Origin of the sequence: Actinoallomurus acaciae (assembly GCF_042429965.1) — a bacterium.
In the GTDB taxonomy this organism is placed as follows: domain Bacteria; phylum Actinomycetota; class Actinomycetes; order Streptosporangiales; family Streptosporangiaceae; genus Actinoallomurus; species Actinoallomurus acaciae.
In genome coordinates this window covers 1-15,629 of record NZ_JBHLZP010000172.1, presented here as the reverse complement: position 1 = coordinate 15,629, position 15,629 = coordinate 1, and the positions used below count along the sequence as shown (strand labels likewise).

Sequence of the window (15,629 nt, the reverse complement as noted above, 5' to 3'; positions counted from 1 at the left end):
CCGCGAGCGCGGTCGCGGCCAGCCCCCAGCGCCAGCCGGCCAGATCGGTGACGAAGCCGGGCAACAGCCGCCCGGCCAGCCCGCCGACCGTGTTGCCGGCGATGTAGCGGCCCATCGCACCGCCGAGCGCCTCCGGATGGACCTCGTCCGCCAGATAGGCCATGGCGACCGCGGGGACGCCCGCGAGGGCGACGCCCTGCAGCGCGCGCACCGCGGCGAGCGCCGGGAACGACGGGCAGAGCGGGATCAGCAGGCCGAGCGGTGCCGCGACCGCCGAGGAGACCAGCATGACCCGCGTCCGGCCGAAGCGCTCCGACAGCGCGCTGACCGGGATCACCGCGAGGGCGAGCGTGCCGGTGGTGAGCGAGACGAGCAGGCTGGAGGTGGTCGGGGAGACGCGGAAGAACTGGGAGAGAGCCGGCAGCAGCGCCTGGGTGCAGTAGAGCGACATGAACGTCGTCAGGCCGGCGACGAAGAGCGCCAGGTTGACGCGGCGCAGGCCGGGGGAGCCGCGCCGGTGCCGTTCGGGGGCATGGCGGGACGGCGCGGAGGCCGGAGACGGGAGCACGCCTTCCACCCTGCGGGACGCGGGTCGATGCGTCCAATAAAAGTTCTGCCGGAAAGCTATGCTCGGCAGGCATGGATCTGGGAACGGTTCGCTGGTTCCTCGCCGTGGCGGAGATCGGCAACGTCACGCGGGCGGCCGAGGAGCTGCGCATCTCCCAGCCGGGCCTCTCCCGCGCGATCGCCCGGCTCGAACGCGAGCTGCACGCCCCGCTGTTCGACCGGGAGGGCCGTACGCTCCGGCTCAACGCGTACGGCGAGATCTTCCGCGTCTACGCCGAGCGGCTCGTCGAGACGGAGAAGGCGGCGCGGCGGGCGCTCGCCCAGGCCGCCGACCCCGAGCACGGCGAGGTCGGCCTGGCGTTCCTGCACACCCAGGGCACCGCGCTCGTGCCGGAGCTGCTGCGCGCCTACCGGTCCGCGCACCCGAGAGTGCGCTTCCGGCTGACCCAGGGCAGCGCCGATCACCTGGAGGCGGAGGTCGTCCGGGGACGCGCGGACATGGCGATCACCAGCCCGCGTCCGGAGGGCCTGGCCTGGCACCCGCTGACCGTCGAACGGCTGCGCCTGGCGATGCCCGCCGGCCACCGCCTCGCCGGCGCGCGCCACGTGAGCCTCGCCGACGTGGCGGACGAGCCGTTCGTCGTGATGCGCCACGGGTACGGCCTGCGCTCCATCGCCGAGGATCTGTTCCGCGAGGCCGGGATCCGGCCGGAGATCGCCTTCGAGGGAGAGGAGGCGACGACCCTGCGCGGCCTGGTCGCGGCGGGTCTGGGCATCGCACTGGTCCCGCCGGGCGACCCGGTGGCGGGGGTGGCCGAGCGCGAGCTTCCGGGCGCGCGGCGGACGATCGGCCTGGCGTGGGTGGCCGGGCGCACCCGCCCACCCGTGGTGGAGGACTTCCGCCGCTTCGTCATCGAACGCTCCGACCCGGCGCGCCCGCCTACCGGGTGAAGTAGCGGCGCGGGTTGTCCACCAGCATCGCGGCGATGTCCCTCTCGCTCACGCCGGCCGCGCGCAGAGCAGGCAGGACGTCGTCGTGGATGTGCTCGTAGTGCCAGTTCGGCATGAGCCGGTCCCGCAGCCCGGCGAAGTCGTCGCCGAACCAGTCGATCCAGCACATCGCGTCGTGGCTCAGCACCATCCGCTCGGCGTAGCCGCGCTCGCACAGGGCCACGATCGTCTCGACGCGTTCGGGGGTCGTGCGGAACGCGTCCAGGCCGAACCGGTCCATGCCGAGCAGCGCGCCCGTGTCGGCCAGCCGCGTCAGGTAGTCCAGGTCGCCCGAGTCGCCGCTGTGCCCGATGACCACCTTGGTCAGGTCGGCGTGCTCGGCGCGGAGCAGGTCCACCACCCAGCGGCCGGTCCGCTGGTGGGCGTTGGTGTGCACGGTGATCGGCGCGCCGGTCTCCCGGTGGGCGTAGGCCACGGCGCGGCAGACGCGTTCGACACCCGGGGCCGGGTCGGGGTGCTCGACGGCGCATTTGAGGAACGCCGCCTTGACCCCGGTGTCCGCGATGCCCTCGGCGATGTCGCCGACGAACGCCCGGCCGAGCGGGTCCGGGCTCTCGTCGAAGAGCAGTCCGGGCCCGCGGTTCGCGAACTGGATCGGCGCCTCCGTGTAGTGGTAGTAGCCCGTCGCGACGATGATGTTCAGCTCCGGAACCTGCTCGTTGATCCGCTGGATGCGGGGGATGTAGCGGCCGCCGCCCCACACCGTCGGGTCCACGAACGTGCGGACGCCGCGGGCCGCCACCGACCGCAGGCGCTCGATCGCGTCCGCGACCCGCTCCTCCTCGTCCCACCAGCCGGTGCCGTAGTTCTGCAGGTACTCCGGGTCGAGGAAGAACACGTGCTCGTGCATGAGCGTCGGTCCGAGCCCGGCGACGTCGACGGCTCCGCGTACGGTCTCGACCGTGGGCATGCGGCCTCCTCGATCCAGAGCTCAGTCCCGATTCTGAACCCCGGCCACCATTCTGCGAAGGCCCGCGAGCCACCGATCGTGATCGGAGGCCTTCCGGCGTACGTACTCGGCCACCTCCGGGTGCGGGAGGATCAGGAACCTCTCCGCCGCCAGCCCGGCGATCACCGCGTCGGCCACCTCCTCGGGCTCCAGCACCGTGCCCGCGGCGGCGACCGCCTTGGCCGCCAGGTGCCCGTCGAGGCCGCCGGTGAGCAGCGGCGTCCGCACGCCCTGCGGGCACAGCGCGCTCACCCGCACGCCCTGGTCGCCGTACGTCAGGGACAGCCACTCGGCGAACGCCACGGCGGCGTGCTTGGTCACCGCGTACGGGGCGTCGCCCGGCTGGCTCAGCAGGCCTGCCGCGGAGCACGTGTTGAGCAGGTACCCCTCGCCGCGTTCGAGCATCGAGGGAAGCACGGCGCGCGCGGCGTACACGTGGGCCTGGACGTTGACCGCCCACGTGGCCGCCCACTGCTCGGCCGTGGCCTCCAGCCCGGCCCCGGTGCCGATGCCCGCGTTGGAGCACATGAGGTCGATCGGGCCCAGTTCGCCGGCGGCGGCCTCGACCATGGACCGCACCTGGGACTCCTCGCCCACGTCGGTGCGGCGCACGACCGTACGGCACTCCAGCCCGGCGGCGACCCGGGCGGCGGCGTCTTCGTCCAGGTCGGCGAGGCAGATCCCGGCGGCGCCCTCGGCGGCGAACCGCCGGGCCAGCGCGGCGCCGATCCCGCTCGCGGCGCCAGTGATCACGATGTTCTTCCCAGTCACCCGCATGGCAGGAACGTAACATCTGTCACTAGGCTGAACCCGATTCGGGTATCAGCCTGAAAGCCTGGAGCGAGAGGCGGCAACATGGGACTGGAGACCGGTCTGGCGGGCAGAACCGCGCTGATCACCGGTGCGTCACGCGGCATCGGCAAGGCGACCGCGCTGGCGCTCGCCGCGCAGGGGTGCAACGTGGTCCTGTCCTCGCGCAAGCAGGACGCGCTGGAGGAGGTCGCGGCGGAGATCCGGGCCGCGCATCCGGGCGCCGGGGTGCTGCCCAAGGCCGCTCACGTCGCCGACGAGGACGCCGCGCGGGCCTGCGTGCGGGCCGCCGTCGAGGAGTTCGGCGGCGTGGACGTTCTGGTCAACAACGCGGCCACGAGCCCGTACTACGGCCCCATGGTCGACCTGGACGCCGCCCGCGCGACCAAGACGGTCGAGGTCAACCAGTTCGCCCTCGTCGTGTGGACCCAGCTCGTGTGGAAGCTGTCGATGGCCGAGCGCGGCGGGTCGATCGTCAACATCGCCTCGGTCGGCGGCATGGTGACCGAGCACGGCATCGGGTACTACAACGCGACGAAGGCCGCCGTCATCCACCTCACCCGGCAGTTCGCCATGGAGCTCGCGCCCAGGGTCCGCGTCAACGGCGTCGCCCCCGGCCTGGTGCGGACCCACCTGGCCAGGGCGCTGTGGGAGGAGAACGAGGCGGCGATCAACAAGTTCATGCCGCTCGGCCGCATCGGCGAGCCCGAGGACATCGCGAAGGCCATCGTGTTCCTGGCCGGCGACGCGTCGAGCTGGATGACCGGACAGACCATCGTCGTCGACGGCGGTGGCACGATCCGCCCCGTGATCGCCTGAGGAGGCCCGCATGTCTCGATGGGGACTGACGATCCCGCTCACCGGTGTGCCGCTCGCGCGGCACCAGAAGATCGTCGCCGAGCTGGAGGACCTCGGCTACACCGACGCGTGGTCGGCGGAGACCAACGGCACCGACGCGTTCACGCCGCTGGCCCTGGCCTCGCAGTGGGCGCCCGGACTCCGGCTGGGTCCGGCCATCGTCCCGGTCTACACCCGCGGCCCCGGCCTGCTCGCCCAGCAGGCCGCGACGCTCGCGGGCCTCGCGCCGGGCCGGTTCGTGCTCGGCATCGGGACGTCCTCGCCGGCGATCGTGCAGCGGTGGAACGGCATTCCGTTCACCGAGCCGTACCAGCGGGTCCGCGACACCCTCCGGTTCCTGCGCCGCGCGCTGGCCGGGGAGAAGGTCACCGACGAGGCCCTGAACGTCAAGGGCTTCAGGCTGGACAACGCCCCGGAGACCCCGCCGAAGATCGCGCTCGCCGCGCTGCGGCCCGGCATGCTGCGCCTCGCCGCCCGCGAGGCCGACGCCGCGATCACCAACTGGCTGTCACCCACGGATGTAGGTCAGGTGCGGTCCGAGGTGGGCGGGGAGAAGGAACTGCTCGCGCGGATCTTCGTCTGCCCGACCTCGAACGCCGAGGAGGCACGCGCCCTCGGCCGCTGGATGATCGCCGCGTACCTGACGGTGCCCGCGTACGCGGCCTTCCACGAGTGGCTCGGGCGCGGCGATCGGCTCGCCGCGATGAACAAGGCCTGGTCGGAGGGCGACCGTAAGGAGGCCCTGGCGGCCGTTCCGGACGACGTCGTGGACGAACTGATCGTCCATGGTTCGCCGGAGGCATGCCGGGAACGGATCCAGGAGTACGTCGAGGCCGGACTGGACACCCCGATCCTCGCCGTACTGCCCGCCGAGCGCGTCGACATGCTGGAGGCGGTGCGCGCGCTCGCGCCGTGAACGTGAAACGCGTCACCGGTCACGCGGCGGGCTGCGACGTTTGCGGGTCGTGATGCGGGGCATGGCAGGCGCAAGCACGGCCCGCGGTCGTGTCCATCACGGGAAACTCCGACAGAAGGAGCTGTTGACAGTGCTCACGCTGACCGACTCGGCGGTTCAGGTGATCCGTACCGTCACAAGCCAGCCCGAGCTTTCTCCGCAGACCGGGCTGCGGATCGCAACGCAGTCCGAGCCCGAGCAGGCGGGCACGCTGGCCCTCGCGGTGGCGGAGGGCCCCCAGGCGGGCGACGAGGTCGTCGAGGAACAGGGGGCTCGTGTCTACCTAGAACCGGACGCCGCGTCGATCCTCGACGAGATGACGCTCGACGCGAGCGTCGACGAGCAGGGAGACGTGACGTTCCGGCTCGCCGACAAATCCGTCTGACCGAACGAAGCCGATCGCCCCGGACCCGCCTGGGTCCGGGGCGATCGGCATTCTTCGGCCGTTAGGAACGCGTCAACGATGCGCCCGCGGGCGTGAAGGACCCGTACGCAGCCGCCTGACCTGCCGGTTTCGTCCCTACCGTCGATCACATGGACGTCATGGGAACGTTGACCGCCCCGGGCACGCTGGTGGCGCTGGTCCGTGTACGGCTGATGGGCGGCACCGAGCACGAGGTGTTCGAGAAGCACCTGCGCACCGACCCCGCCGTCGTGGACGCCTGGCGCCTCGCCGGTGACTGCGACTACGAGGTGCGGCTCAGCTGCCCGGCCCTCGCCGACCTCGACAGCGCCGTGAACGACCTGCGGAACGCCGGCGGTCACACCTCCACCACCCTGGTCCTGCACCACGTGGCCCTGGCCGACCGATGAACATCTGGCCCCTCACCGCCGATCCCGGGCACTCCGTGGGCGGCGTGTCCCTCACCGAGATCGCCGAGCGTTTCGGCACCCCCGTCTACGTCCTCGACGAAGAGCACGTACGGCACCGGTGCCGCGAGTACCGCAAGGCCCTCCGCCCGCACCGCGTCGCGTACGCGGGCAAGGCGTTCCTCTGCCGGGCCATGGCCCGCTGGGTGGACGAAGAGGGTCTCTGGCTCGACGTGTGCTCCGCCGGCGAACTCGCCCTGGCCCGGTCCGTCGGCTTCCCGGCGGAGCGGATCCTGCTGCACGGCAACGGCAAGACGCCGGCGGACCTGGCGGCCGCCCTGGAGTACGGCGTGGGGCGGATCGTGGTCGACTCGGCGGGGGAGGTGGCGCGCCTGGCCGCGCAGGCCGGCGACCGCCCGCACCCGCAGAAGGTCCTCGTACGGGTGACACCCGGGGTCGACCCGCACGTCCATCGCGCGGTGGCGACCGGGGTCGAGGACCAGAAGTTCGGCCTGTCCCTCGCCTCGGGCGCCGCCGCCGACGTCGTACGCCGCGTACTCGGCCAGCCCACGCTCGCCCTCGCCGGCCTGCACTGCCACATCGGCTCGCAGATCGGCGAGCCGGACGGCTACGAGACGGCGGCGCGGCGGCTCGTCGCGTTCATGGCGGAGATGGGCGGCCTGCCGGAGCTGGACCTCGGCGGCGGCCACGCGGTGGCGTACCGGCCGGACGAGCACGGCCTCGACGTCTGCACCTTCGCCGCCCGCGTGCTCACGGCCGTCGCGGAGGAGTGCTCCGTACGCGGGATCCCCGAACCGTCGCTGACCGTCGAGCCCGGCCGCGCGATCGTCGCGGCCGCGGGTGTGACCCTCTACCGGGTCATCGCCGTCAAGCACGGCGCGCGGACGTTCGTCGTGGTCGACGGCGGCATGAGCGACAACCCCAGGCCCGCCCTGTACGGCAGCCGCTACTCGGTCACCCGGGTCGGACGCCGTACGGGCGCGTCCGAGACTCCGGCGACGGTCGTCGGGCGGCACTGCGAGGCGGGCGACGTGATCGCCGCGGACGTGCCGCTGCCCGCGGACGTACGGCCGGGCGACCTGCTGGCCGTGCCGTGCACCGGCGCGTACCACCACTCCATGGCCTCCAACTACAACCAGATCGCCCGGCCGCCGGTCGTCGCCGTACACGGCGGGCGCGCCCGGCCGCTGGTCCGCCGCGAGACCCTTGAGGACCTGATCCGCCGCGACGTCGGCTGAGCTGCGGCCAGGACGGCGTGAAAAGATCGTCTGAGTCGAAGGATGAGGTGAGAGGAATGCAGCTGACCAAGCTGGGCCACGCCTGCGTGCGCCTGCGCAAGGACGATCGCACTCTCGTCATCGACCCCGGCGGTCTCACGCCGGAGGGCGACGCGATCACGGGTGCCGAGGCGGTGCTCATCACGCACGAGCACTTCGATCACCTGGAGGCCGAACGCCTGCGCCGCGCCCTGGCCGAGGACCCGCGTCTCACCGTCTACACGTGCCGGGCCGTCGCCGACATCCTGGGCGACGTCGGCGACCGCGTCCGTACGGTCGGGGAGGGCGACGCGCTCACCATCGCGGGCTTCGACGTCGCCGTCATCGGGCAGAAGCACGAGGTCGTCCACCCCGACGTGCCGCCGGTGGACAACGTGGGCTTCTTCATCGACGAGGAGGTCTTCCATCCCGGCGACGCGTTCACCGTCGCCCAGGCACCGACGCTGCTCGTCCCCGGCCAGGCGCCGTGGATGAAGGCCCCGGAGATGATCCAGTACCTGCGAGAGGTCGCCCCCAGCCGCGCGTACGCGGTGCACGACGGCCTGCTGAACGAGGCCGGCCTGGGCCTGCTGGAGAGCCAGCTCGCCGGCGAGGCCAAGCGCCAGGACGCCGAGTTCCAGCGTCTTAAGCCGGGAGAGTCCGTGCAGCTCTAGCCAGGTGTACTCGGCGGTGAGGTTGGTGACATGCCAGGACTGGTGGTTGATCAATGAGAACACCTCCGAGTGTGGTGGAGACAGCCGTCTTCACCCGTCTCGGAGGTCCTCATGGCCCACGCTGACGCTCGGCTGACGTCCCCACGGCCGCCGCCTGCTCGTCGAGCGTGTCCGCGACCACGGCCGTCCCATCGCTCACGTCGCCAAAGAACTGGGAGTCTCCCGGGGCAATGCGCGCACCGCTGAGTTCCCCCGCTATGACGAGCACGGCCGGGCTGGTCGATCGTTCCCGCCGGCCGCATCGCAGCGCTCCCCGTACCCTCGCCCGCAAAGAAGCGTACGTGCATACCGGCACCAGCAGCCGCGCGGGCCGGCGTTCATCGCCGCCGCCACCGGCGTGCCCGAACGGACCATCGCCCAGATCCTGCGCCGCCACCACGCCCCCGCCCACTTCAACGCCCACGGCATCGACCACATCCCACGCATCCTCACCGACAACGCCCGGTGCCACCGACGCAGCTGCGTGCTCTCGGCCTGTCGCCGACGCGTGTTCAGGCGGCCTCGCGGCCCGTGGCCTGCTTCGCGGTGGCGGGCCGTCCGGCGAGGGGGCCTGCGGTGAGTCGCTCGGCACGGATCAGTGTCCGCCGGAGGACGCCCGCGTGGGCGGCGTTCTCGTGGCGGCGTGGTGCCCACCAGAGGAGCGCCGCCGTGACCGCGCCGGTCAGCCCGTATGCGACCAGTGCGGTGACGAGCCCGCCCGTCAGGACGAGGACGGCCGCGACCGCGCCGGCCGGCGCCACGAGCGACGGAACGGTGAGCCGGGGCTCGGAGGCGGCCCGCCGGGTCCGCGGGTCGGACGGCCCCCAGGGGTCGTCACCGAGCGCGGACACGAGCGCCCGCAGCGGAGGAAGCGTCCACACCAGGGCCACGGCGGCGGGAACCACCAGCAGCGGAGCGGCGACCAGGGCCCGCGGCGCCGACACGAAGCCCCCCGCGAGGGCGGCGAACGCCCCGGCGACGGCCGCGACGAGCAGCACCACGCGAGTACGGGAGGCACTCCGCCGCACCGTCATCCGGCCCCGGCGCACGGCGAGCGAACAGATCTGAACGGCGACGACCGCCCAGAGCACGGCGACGGCCCACACGGCCGTGATCAGCGAAGTCATCGAGCTCATGCCTTGAGAATGAGCGCGCCCGGCGACGCGGAGAAGACGTTCAGGCTCATATCAGGGAAACCTAAGGGCTCGCCCCTGAGAAGTCGCTGGGGGCCGCCCCCGGCCCGTACTGCGGCTACCTCCACCCCGGCTCGGGCAAATTCAGGACCCCTCCGCTCGCGGCGACCAGCCCGCGAGAAGACCGACCGCACTCATCCACACCCCGTCCGCCGCCCTTCCAGACCCTGATGACGCGCTGGGACAATCGATACGGGGGGAGGCCCCGGCGAAGGGCGAAGCGTCCTGTTCGAGGGCGCGTCATCGCCGTTGAGTCGGGTCCCGTGAGTGGGGCGCGTTCGCCGAGTGAAAGCCCCGCCGAGCGGGTCATGGTCGGCGGGCCCGGGCCCGGGCCCGGTCGTCGGTCGTGTGCCGGGCCGTCGGGTGTGGGTCAGGTCTCCGGTGGGAGGCGCCAGACTTGCGGGAGGCCCTGACCCGCGTCGGTGTAGTCGTGGATCACTTCGAGGTAGCCCGCCATCCGTGCCTGCCAGGCGACGTTGACCGGGAGGTTCTCCAGGGCGGACAGCAGGGCCGCGTAGTCGTCGCAGTCGATCACATGGAACAGGTCCAGGCCGTCGCGCCAGATCGTCCAGTCGTGGGCGCCCGCCGCCCTGATGGCGGCCACGAGTTCCGCCGGCACCGACCGGTGGGCCTCTTCGTACTCCTCCTCACGCCCCGGTGCGAGGCGTGTGTGCAGCGCGATCCGCACCGATCCGTCCTCCCTCACCCGACATCGTCGGCCTGGCGGCGGGCCCAGTCCTCGACCGCGCCGATGTGGACGGCCGCCGCCACGCGGGCGCCGTCCGGGTCGCGTTCGGCCAGGGCGCGGTAGATCTGGTCGTGTTCGCTGAACGTCCGGGGGAACACGCCCTCCTCGCGGTACCCCCGCCAGACCCGGGCGCGGAAGGTGCGGCTGTTCAGGCCGCCGAGGATCGCCGCCAGCACCGGGTTTCCCACGGCCTCGGTGATGATCCGGTGGAACTCCAGGTCGTGTCCGACGATCTCCTCGGCGGTCGTGCCGCGCTCCATCGCGTTCATCTCGGCGCGCAGGCGGGCCAGGCCGGCCTCGTCGATGCGCGCCGCGGCCGCGGCGGCGGCCGCCGGTTCGAGGATCTTGCGGACCTGGACGAGGTGCAGCAGCGTCGAGCCGCGCGAGATCTCCGCCACGACGCCGAACGTCTCCAGCAGGTCGCCCGGCTCCAGCCGGGTGACGTAGATGCCCGCGCCGTGCCGGGCCTCCAGCACGCCCATGACGGTCAGCGCCCGGATCGCCTCGCGCATGGAGCTGCGCGACAGGCCGAGCTCGGCCGCGAGGTCGCGTTCGGTCGGCAACCGCTGCCCAGGCTCCAGCTCCCCGGTCGCGATCTTGACCTTGATCTCCTCGATCGCCCGCTCGGTAACCGTGGTCTTGGCGGCGGTCTCATCCGGCACCCGTTCCTCCGCTCCTGCGCCCGATCTGCATTCTGTACGAGCGTGACAGATCCGACCAATCCGCACAATGTAACAAGTCAGTAACAGGGTATTGCCAGGAGATCTGCGGTTGATGGTGTCATGTCCGTGTAAGAGGTCCGATGACTGAGTCAGAGGTCGGACCAGTGCTCGACCCAGGAAGGACGGCTCCGTGAAGCTGCTGCGTGTCGGACCGGAAGGCGCCGAACGGCCCGCGATCCTGGCCGAGGACGGGACGCTCCTCGACCTGTCCGGCGTGACCCGCGACATCGACCCCGCCTTCCTCGCGACCGGTCTGGACGACCTGCGGGCCGCGTACGAGGCGGGCGAGCTGCCCCGGATCCAGAACACCAAGCGGGTCGGCGCCCCCGTCGCGAGGCCCGGCAAGATCGTCTGCATCGGCCTGAACTACCGCGACCACGCGGCGGAGACCGGGGCCGAGATCCCGGCCGAGCCGATCATCTTCATGAAGGCCGTCAACACCGTGGTCGGGCCCGACGACGACGTCCTGATCCCGCGCGGCAGCGGCAAGACCGACTACGAGGTCGAGCTCGCCGTCGTGCTGAAGGGCCGCGCCCGCTACCTGGACTCGCCGGAGGAGGCGCGCGCCCTCATCGCGGGCTACGCGATCGCCAACGACGTCTCCGAACGCGAATACCAGCTCGAACGCGGCGGCACCTGGGACAAGGGCAAGTCGTGCGAGACCTTCAACCCGCTCGGGCCCCACCTCGTCACCGCCGACGAGGTGCCCGACCCGCAGAACCTCGGCCTGCGGCTCTGGGTCAACGGTGAGCTGCGCCAGGACGGCAACACCAAGGACATGATCTTCGGGATCTACCACCTGATCTGGTACCTCAGCCAGTTCATGGTGCTGGACCCCGGCGACGTCATCAACACCGGCACCCCGGCCGGGGTCGCGATGGCCCGCCCCGGCACCCCGTACCTCCGCACGGGCGACGTCGTCGAGCTGGAGATCGACGGGCTCGGCCGGCAGCGGCAGAGGCTGGCATGAAGGTCACCTCGCTCGACGTCCACGACGTCCGGTTCCCGACCTCACGCCGGCTCGACGGCTCGGACGCCATGAACCCCGACCCCGACTACTCGGTCGCGTACGTCGTGCTGCACACCGACACGGGCGCGGAGGGCCACGGGTTCTGCTTCACCATCGGGCGCGGCACCGAGCTGTGCGCCGCGGCGATCGAGGCGTACGCGCCACTCGTCGTGGGCCGCGAGCTGGACCCGGCCGACCTGGGGGAGTTCGCCCGGCGGCTGACCCACGACTCGCAGCTGCGCTGGCTCGGCCCGGAGAAGGGCGTCGTGCACATGGCCGCCGCCGCCCTGACCAACGCCGCGTTCGACCTGGCCGGGCGGGTGGCGGGCGAACCGGTCTGGCGGCTGCTGGCGAACATGCCGCCCGAGCAGGTCGTCGACCTCGTCGACTGGCGGTACCTCACCGACGCGCTGCGCCCGGAGGAGGCCCTCGACCTGCTCCGGGAGGCCCAGAGCGGACGGGCGGAGCGCGAGGCCTCGCTCCTCGCCACCGGCTACCCCGCGTACGCGACCACGCCCGGCTGGCTCGGGTACACCGACGACAGGCTCGTACACCTCTCCCACGAGGCGGTCGCGGACGGCTTCACCCAGATCAAGCTCAAGGTCGGCAGCGACCTGGACGCCGACGTACGCCGCATGCGCCTGGCCCGGGAGGCGGTCGGCCCGGACATCCGGATCGCGATCGACGCCAACCAGCGCTGGGACGTCGAGCAGGCCATCGCGTGGGTCAAGGCGCTCGAACCGTACGACCCGTGGTGGATCGAGGAGCCGACCAGCCCCGATGACGTCCTCGGCCACGCCGCGATCCGTACGGGCGTGCGCCCGGTGCGGGTCGCGACCGGGGAGCACGTCGCCAACCGGGTGATCTTCAAGCAGATGCTCCAGGCCGGCGCGATCGACATCCTGCAGCTCGACGCCTGCCGGGTCTCCGGCGTCACCGAGAACGTCGCGATCCTGCTGCTCGCCGCCAGGTACGGCGTGCCGGTCTGCCCGCACGCGGGCGGCGTCGGCCTGTGCGAGGTCGTCCAGCACCTGTCCATGTTCGACCACCTCGCGGTCAGCGGCTCCACCGAGGACCGCGTCATCGAGTACGTCGACCACCTGCACGAGCACTTCACCGACCCGGTACGGGTGCGCGACGGCCACTACCTCGCGCCGGACGCCCCGGGGATGTCGGCCGAGATCAAGGCCGAGAGCCGAGCCGAGTACGCCTATCCCGACGGCCCCGTGTGGAGGTCATGACGTGGAGTTCACCGGTATCAGAGCGCTTGTCACCGGCGGCGCGTCCGGCATCGGGCTCGCCACCGCGAACCTGCTGACCGAGCGCGGCGCGTCCGTCGCCTGCCTGGATCTGTCCGGCCCGCCGGAGCCGCTGTACGGGGTCAAGGCGGACGTACGGGACGACGCGCAGGTCCGTGCGGCGGTCGCGGACGCGGCCGGGCACCTCGGCGGCCTCGACGTCCTGGTCAACAACGCCGGCATCGGGGCGCAGGGCACGGTCGAGGACAACGACGACGACGAGTGGCGGGACGTCTTCGACGTGAACCTGTTCGGCATGGTGCGGGTGAGCCGGGCCGCCCTGCCGTACCTGCGCCGGTCCGAGCACGCCGCGATCGTCAACACCTGCTCGATCGCGGCCACCGCAGGACTGCCGAGCCGGGCGCTGTACTCGGCGACGAAGGGTGCCGTGCTGTCGCTCACCCGCGCGATGGCGGCGGACCACCTGCGGGAGGGGATCCGCGTCACCTGCGTGAACCCCGGAACGGCGGACACACCGTGGATCGGCCGGCTGCTGGAGGCGGCCGACGACCCCGAAGCGGAACGGGCCGCGCTGGAGGCCCGCCAGCCGACCGGGCGCCTGGTCAGCGCGCAGGAGGTCGCCGCGGCGATCGCCTACCTGGCCGGCCCGCTCGCCTCGGCCACGACAGGAACGGCGCTGGCGGTCGACGGGGGCATGGACGGCCTGCGACTGCGACCAGAGAAATGAGGATCGCGATGAAGCGGAAGACCCTCGCGGCCGGCGCCTCGCTCGCCGCCGCAGCGCTACTGGTGACGGCCTGCAACAACGACAGCGGTGGCGGCGCGGGAGGCGGAAAGGTCGTCGGAGTCGACTACCCTCGCTCGGACACCGATTTCTGGAACTCCTACATCAAGTACGTTCCGCAGTTCGGCAAGCAGCTCGGCCTGGACCTGAAGACCACCAACTCCGAGAACGACATCGCCAAGCTCACCGCCAACGTCCAGACGCTCATCGGCCAGGGGGTCAAGGGCGTCGTCCTCGCCCCGCAGGACACCGCCGCGGTCGCCCCCACCCTCGGCCAGCTCAAGCAGAAGAAGATCCCCGTCGTCAGCGTCGACACCCGCCCCGACAAGGGCGACGTCTACATGGTCGTCCGCGCCGACAACAAGGCGTACGGGGAGAAGGCCTGCAAGTTCCTCGGCGACACGCTGAAGGGCAAGGGCAAGGTCGCCATGCTGGAGGGCGACCTGGCCTCGATCAACGGCCGCGACCGTACCGACGCCTTCAACCAGTGCATGGCGCAGAACTACCGGAACATCAAGGTCATCGGCCTGCCGACCGAGTGGAAGGGCGACGTCGGGGCGAACAAGCTGCAGACGGCGCTCGCCGCCAACCCCGACATCAACGGGATCTACATGCAGGCCGGCGGCGTGTTCCTCGCCCCCACGCTCAACGTGCTCAAGCAGAAGGGCCTGCTGGTCCCGCCGAGCGACCCCAAGCACATCGCGATCATCTCCAATGACGGCATCCCCGAGGAGATGAAGGCGATCGCCGCCGGGCAGATCGACGCGACCGTGTCCCAGCCCGCCGACCTGTACGCCAAGTACGCGCTGTACTACATCAAGGCCGCCATCAACGGGCAGAGGTTCTCCCCCGGCAAGACCGACCACGGCTCGACGATCGTCGCGCCGCGGCCCGGCGTGCTGGAGGACCAGCTGCCCGCGCCGCTGGTCACCAAGGACGGGTCCTACCCGGGCTCGCTGAAGTCGACCGACCCCTCACTCTGGGGCAACCAGATCAAATGACGGCTCCCGGAGGCGCCGCGACCGGCCGTGAGGAGACGACACGGCCGGTCGCGGCGGCACACGCGATCAGCAAGCGGTTCGGGGTGACCGTCGCGCTGGATGAGGTGTCGCTGGAGGTGACCGGCGGGCAGGTGCACGCGCTCGTCGGCCGCAACGGCGCGGGCAAGTCGACGCTCGTGTCGGTCCTCACCGGCCTGGTGCCGCCGGACTCCGGATCGGTGGAGTTCGGCGGCGAGCCCGCGCCGCCGGTGGCCGACCGCGAGGCGTGGCGGAGCCGTGTCGCCTGCGTCTACCAGCGGTCCACCGTCATCCCGTCGCTGTCCGTCGCCGAGAATCTCTTCTTGAACCGGCAGGGGGCGGGGCTGATCTCCTGGGGCGGGCTCCGCCGCCGGGCGCGCGACCTGCTCGACGCCTGGGAGGTCGACGTCGACGTACGGGCCCCGGCCGAGCGGCTCGGCGTCGAACAGCGCCAGCTCGTGGAGATCGCGCGGGCGCTGTCGCACGGCTCGCGCTTCATCGTCTTGGACGAGCCGACCGCACAGCTCGACGGCAGCGCCATCGAGCGGCTGTTCGGCCGCATGCGCTCGCTGCGCGAGGCCGGGGTGACGTTCCTGTTCATCAGCCATCACCTCGACGAGGTGTACGAGGTGTGCGACACCGTCACGGTCATGCGCGACGCGCGGCACATCGTCACCTCGCCCGTGGCCGAGCTGGACAAGCCGGCGCTCGTCGCCGCGATGACCGGGGAGGCGACCGGCCTGATCGAGCCGCCCGCCGAACGCCCGGTGCCGCAGGAGGGCGCCACGCCGGCGCTGCGGGTCGAGCGCCTCGGCCTGCCGGACGTCTTCCACGACGTGTCCCTGACGGTCGCGGCCGGCGAGGTCCTCGGGCTGGCCGGGTCGGGCGGCTCGGGGAAGATGGCGGTCGGCGAGGCCATCGTCGGCCTGCGCCGCGCCGCATCCG

The 15,629-nt window shown here is 71.9% G+C and carries 18 protein-coding genes and 1 pseudogene; 13 read left to right on the top strand and 6 right to left on the bottom strand.

The genetic code is table 11. The features are described 5' to 3' along the window. A partial coding sequence (locus ACFFNX_RS22790) for an MFS transporter (RefSeq protein WP_378205690.1) occupies window positions 1–568 on the bottom strand: 568 nt, incomplete at its 3' end. A gap of 71 nt (window positions 569–639) precedes the next feature. On the opposite strand from ACFFNX_RS22790, the gene ACFFNX_RS22785 reads away from it, so the two are divergent. Further along, on the top strand, window positions 640–1,518 hold the full coding sequence (locus tag ACFFNX_RS22785; protein ID WP_378205687.1) for a LysR family transcriptional regulator: 879 nt from the start codon (window positions 640–642) through the stop codon (window positions 1,516–1,518). Here the strand turns inward: ACFFNX_RS22785 and ACFFNX_RS22780 are convergent. Further along, window positions 1,508–2,488 carry a phosphotriesterase family protein gene (locus tag ACFFNX_RS22780; protein WP_378205684.1) on the bottom strand — a complete coding sequence of 327 codons (981 nt, stop codon included), beginning with the start codon at window positions 2,486–2,488 and terminating at the stop codon, window positions 1,508–1,510. The genes ACFFNX_RS22785 and ACFFNX_RS22780 overlap by 11 nt on opposite strands. 21 nt (window positions 2,489–2,509) lie before the next feature. Then, window positions 2,510–3,304 carry an SDR family oxidoreductase gene (locus tag ACFFNX_RS22775; protein WP_378205681.1) on the bottom strand — a complete coding sequence of 265 codons (795 nt, stop codon included), beginning with the start codon at window positions 3,302–3,304 and terminating at the stop codon, window positions 2,510–2,512. Window positions 3,305–3,382: 78 nt separating this feature from the next. Between ACFFNX_RS22775 and ACFFNX_RS22770 the strand changes: the two genes are divergently transcribed. The 7 genes and pseudogenes from ACFFNX_RS22770 to ACFFNX_RS22740 all read left to right on the top strand — a co-directional run. Further along, window positions 3,383–4,156 carry an SDR family oxidoreductase gene (locus ACFFNX_RS22770; protein ID WP_378205678.1) on the top strand — a complete coding sequence of 258 codons (774 nt, stop codon included), beginning with the start codon at window positions 3,383–3,385 and terminating at the stop codon, window positions 4,154–4,156. 10 nt (window positions 4,157–4,166) lie between these two features. After that, window positions 4,167–5,111 (top strand): LLM class F420-dependent oxidoreductase, encoded by a 945-nt coding sequence (locus tag ACFFNX_RS22765; protein WP_378205675.1) that lies wholly within the window; start codon window positions 4,167–4,169, stop codon window positions 5,109–5,111. A 130-nt stretch (window positions 5,112–5,241) separates the two neighbouring features. Next, complete coding sequence (locus ACFFNX_RS22760; protein WP_329262195.1) at window positions 5,242–5,535, top strand: iron-sulfur cluster biosynthesis family protein; 294 nt, start codon at window positions 5,242–5,244, stop codon at window positions 5,533–5,535. A 149-nt stretch (window positions 5,536–5,684) separates the two neighbouring features. After that, window positions 5,685–5,963 (top strand): Lrp/AsnC ligand binding domain-containing protein, encoded by a 279-nt coding sequence (locus ACFFNX_RS22755; protein WP_378205671.1) that lies wholly within the window; start codon window positions 5,685–5,687, stop codon window positions 5,961–5,963. Beyond that, window positions 5,960–7,219, top strand: coding sequence for a diaminopimelate decarboxylase (lysA, locus tag ACFFNX_RS22750; protein WP_378205668.1), 1,260 nt, complete (start codon window positions 5,960–5,962; stop codon window positions 7,217–7,219). Before ACFFNX_RS22755 ends, lysA begins: the two co-directional genes overlap by 4 nt. A gap of 56 nt (window positions 7,220–7,275) precedes the next feature. Next, complete coding sequence (locus ACFFNX_RS22745; RefSeq protein ID WP_378205665.1) at window positions 7,276–7,911, top strand: MBL fold metallo-hydrolase; 636 nt, start codon at window positions 7,276–7,278, stop codon at window positions 7,909–7,911. A 111-nt stretch (window positions 7,912–8,022) separates the two neighbouring features. Beyond that, window positions 8,023–8,146, top strand: a pseudogene (locus ACFFNX_RS22740) (IS481 family transposase); the annotation flags it as partial. Window positions 8,147–8,462: 316 nt separating this feature from the next. Here ACFFNX_RS22740 and ACFFNX_RS22735 read toward each other — a convergent pair. From ACFFNX_RS22735 to ACFFNX_RS22725, 3 genes are all read right to left on the bottom strand, one after another. Beyond that, the gene (locus tag ACFFNX_RS22735; protein ID WP_378205662.1) at window positions 8,463–9,086 is read right to left on the bottom strand and encodes a hypothetical protein; all 624 of its coding nucleotides are present in this window, start codon (window positions 9,084–9,086) and stop codon (window positions 8,463–8,465) included. Window positions 9,087–9,513: 427 nt separating this feature from the next. After that, the gene (locus ACFFNX_RS22730; RefSeq protein WP_378205660.1) at window positions 9,514–9,849 is read right to left on the bottom strand and encodes an L-rhamnose mutarotase; all 336 of its coding nucleotides are present in this window, start codon (window positions 9,847–9,849) and stop codon (window positions 9,514–9,516) included. Next, entirely contained in the window at window positions 9,846–10,553 is a 708-nt protein-coding gene (locus tag ACFFNX_RS22725) for a FadR/GntR family transcriptional regulator (protein ID WP_378205657.1), read from the bottom strand. Before ACFFNX_RS22725 ends, ACFFNX_RS22730 begins: the two co-directional genes overlap by 4 nt. A gap of 190 nt (window positions 10,554–10,743) precedes the next feature. Here ACFFNX_RS22725 and ACFFNX_RS22720 point away from each other — a divergent pair, with 190 nt between their 5' ends. The 5 genes from ACFFNX_RS22720 to ACFFNX_RS22700 all read left to right on the top strand — a co-directional run. Next, window positions 10,744–11,583, top strand: coding sequence for a fumarylacetoacetate hydrolase family protein (locus ACFFNX_RS22720; RefSeq protein WP_378205654.1), 840 nt, complete (start codon window positions 10,744–10,746; stop codon window positions 11,581–11,583). Continuing rightward, window positions 11,580–12,863, top strand: a complete 1,284-nt coding sequence (locus tag ACFFNX_RS22715; protein WP_378205652.1) for an enolase C-terminal domain-like protein — start codon at window positions 11,580–11,582, stop codon at window positions 12,861–12,863. The genes ACFFNX_RS22720 and ACFFNX_RS22715 overlap by 4 nt, the downstream gene beginning before the upstream one ends. Before the next feature lies 1 nt (window position 12,864). After that, complete coding sequence (locus tag ACFFNX_RS22710) at window positions 12,865–13,608, top strand: SDR family NAD(P)-dependent oxidoreductase (protein ID WP_378205649.1); 744 nt, start codon at window positions 12,865–12,867, stop codon at window positions 13,606–13,608. Window positions 13,609–13,616: 8 nt separating this feature from the next. Further along, window positions 13,617–14,666 (top strand): sugar ABC transporter substrate-binding protein, encoded by a 1,050-nt coding sequence (locus ACFFNX_RS22705; RefSeq protein WP_378205646.1) that lies wholly within the window; start codon window positions 13,617–13,619, stop codon window positions 14,664–14,666. Next, a partial coding sequence (locus ACFFNX_RS22700; protein WP_378205643.1) for an ATP-binding cassette domain-containing protein occupies window positions 14,663–15,629 on the top strand: 967 nt, incomplete at its 3' end. The genes ACFFNX_RS22705 and ACFFNX_RS22700, both read left to right, overlap by 4 nt.

Bases quoted from the DNA above. Each gene is read 5' to 3' on its own strand.
- ACFFNX_RS22785 (WP_378205687.1), top strand. From the start codon at position 640: ATGGATCTGGGAACGGTTCGCTGGTTCCTCGCCGTGGCGGAGATCGGC.
- ACFFNX_RS22780 (WP_378205684.1), bottom strand. From the start codon at position 2,488: ATGCCCACGGTCGAGACCGTACGCGGAGCCGTCGACGTCGCCGGGCTC.
- ACFFNX_RS22775 (WP_378205681.1), bottom strand. From the start codon at position 3,304: ATGCGGGTGACTGGGAAGAACATCGTGATCACTGGCGCCGCGAGCGGG.
- ACFFNX_RS22770 (WP_378205678.1), top strand. From the start codon at position 3,383: ATGGGACTGGAGACCGGTCTGGCGGGCAGAACCGCGCTGATCACCGGT.
- ACFFNX_RS22765 (WP_378205675.1), top strand. From the start codon at position 4,167: ATGTCTCGATGGGGACTGACGATCCCGCTCACCGGTGTGCCGCTCGCG.
- ACFFNX_RS22755 (WP_378205671.1), top strand. From the start codon at position 5,685: ATGGACGTCATGGGAACGTTGACCGCCCCGGGCACGCTGGTGGCGCTG.
- lysA (WP_378205668.1), top strand. From the start codon at position 5,960: ATGAACATCTGGCCCCTCACCGCCGATCCCGGGCACTCCGTGGGCGGC.
- ACFFNX_RS22745 (WP_378205665.1), top strand. From the start codon at position 7,276: ATGCAGCTGACCAAGCTGGGCCACGCCTGCGTGCGCCTGCGCAAGGAC.
- ACFFNX_RS22735 (WP_378205662.1), bottom strand. From the start codon at position 9,086: ATGAGCTCGATGACTTCGCTGATCACGGCCGTGTGGGCCGTCGCCGTG.
- ACFFNX_RS22715 (WP_378205652.1), top strand. From the start codon at position 11,580: ATGAAGGTCACCTCGCTCGACGTCCACGACGTCCGGTTCCCGACCTCA.
- ACFFNX_RS22705 (WP_378205646.1), top strand. From the start codon at position 13,617: ATGAAGCGGAAGACCCTCGCGGCCGGCGCCTCGCTCGCCGCCGCAGCG.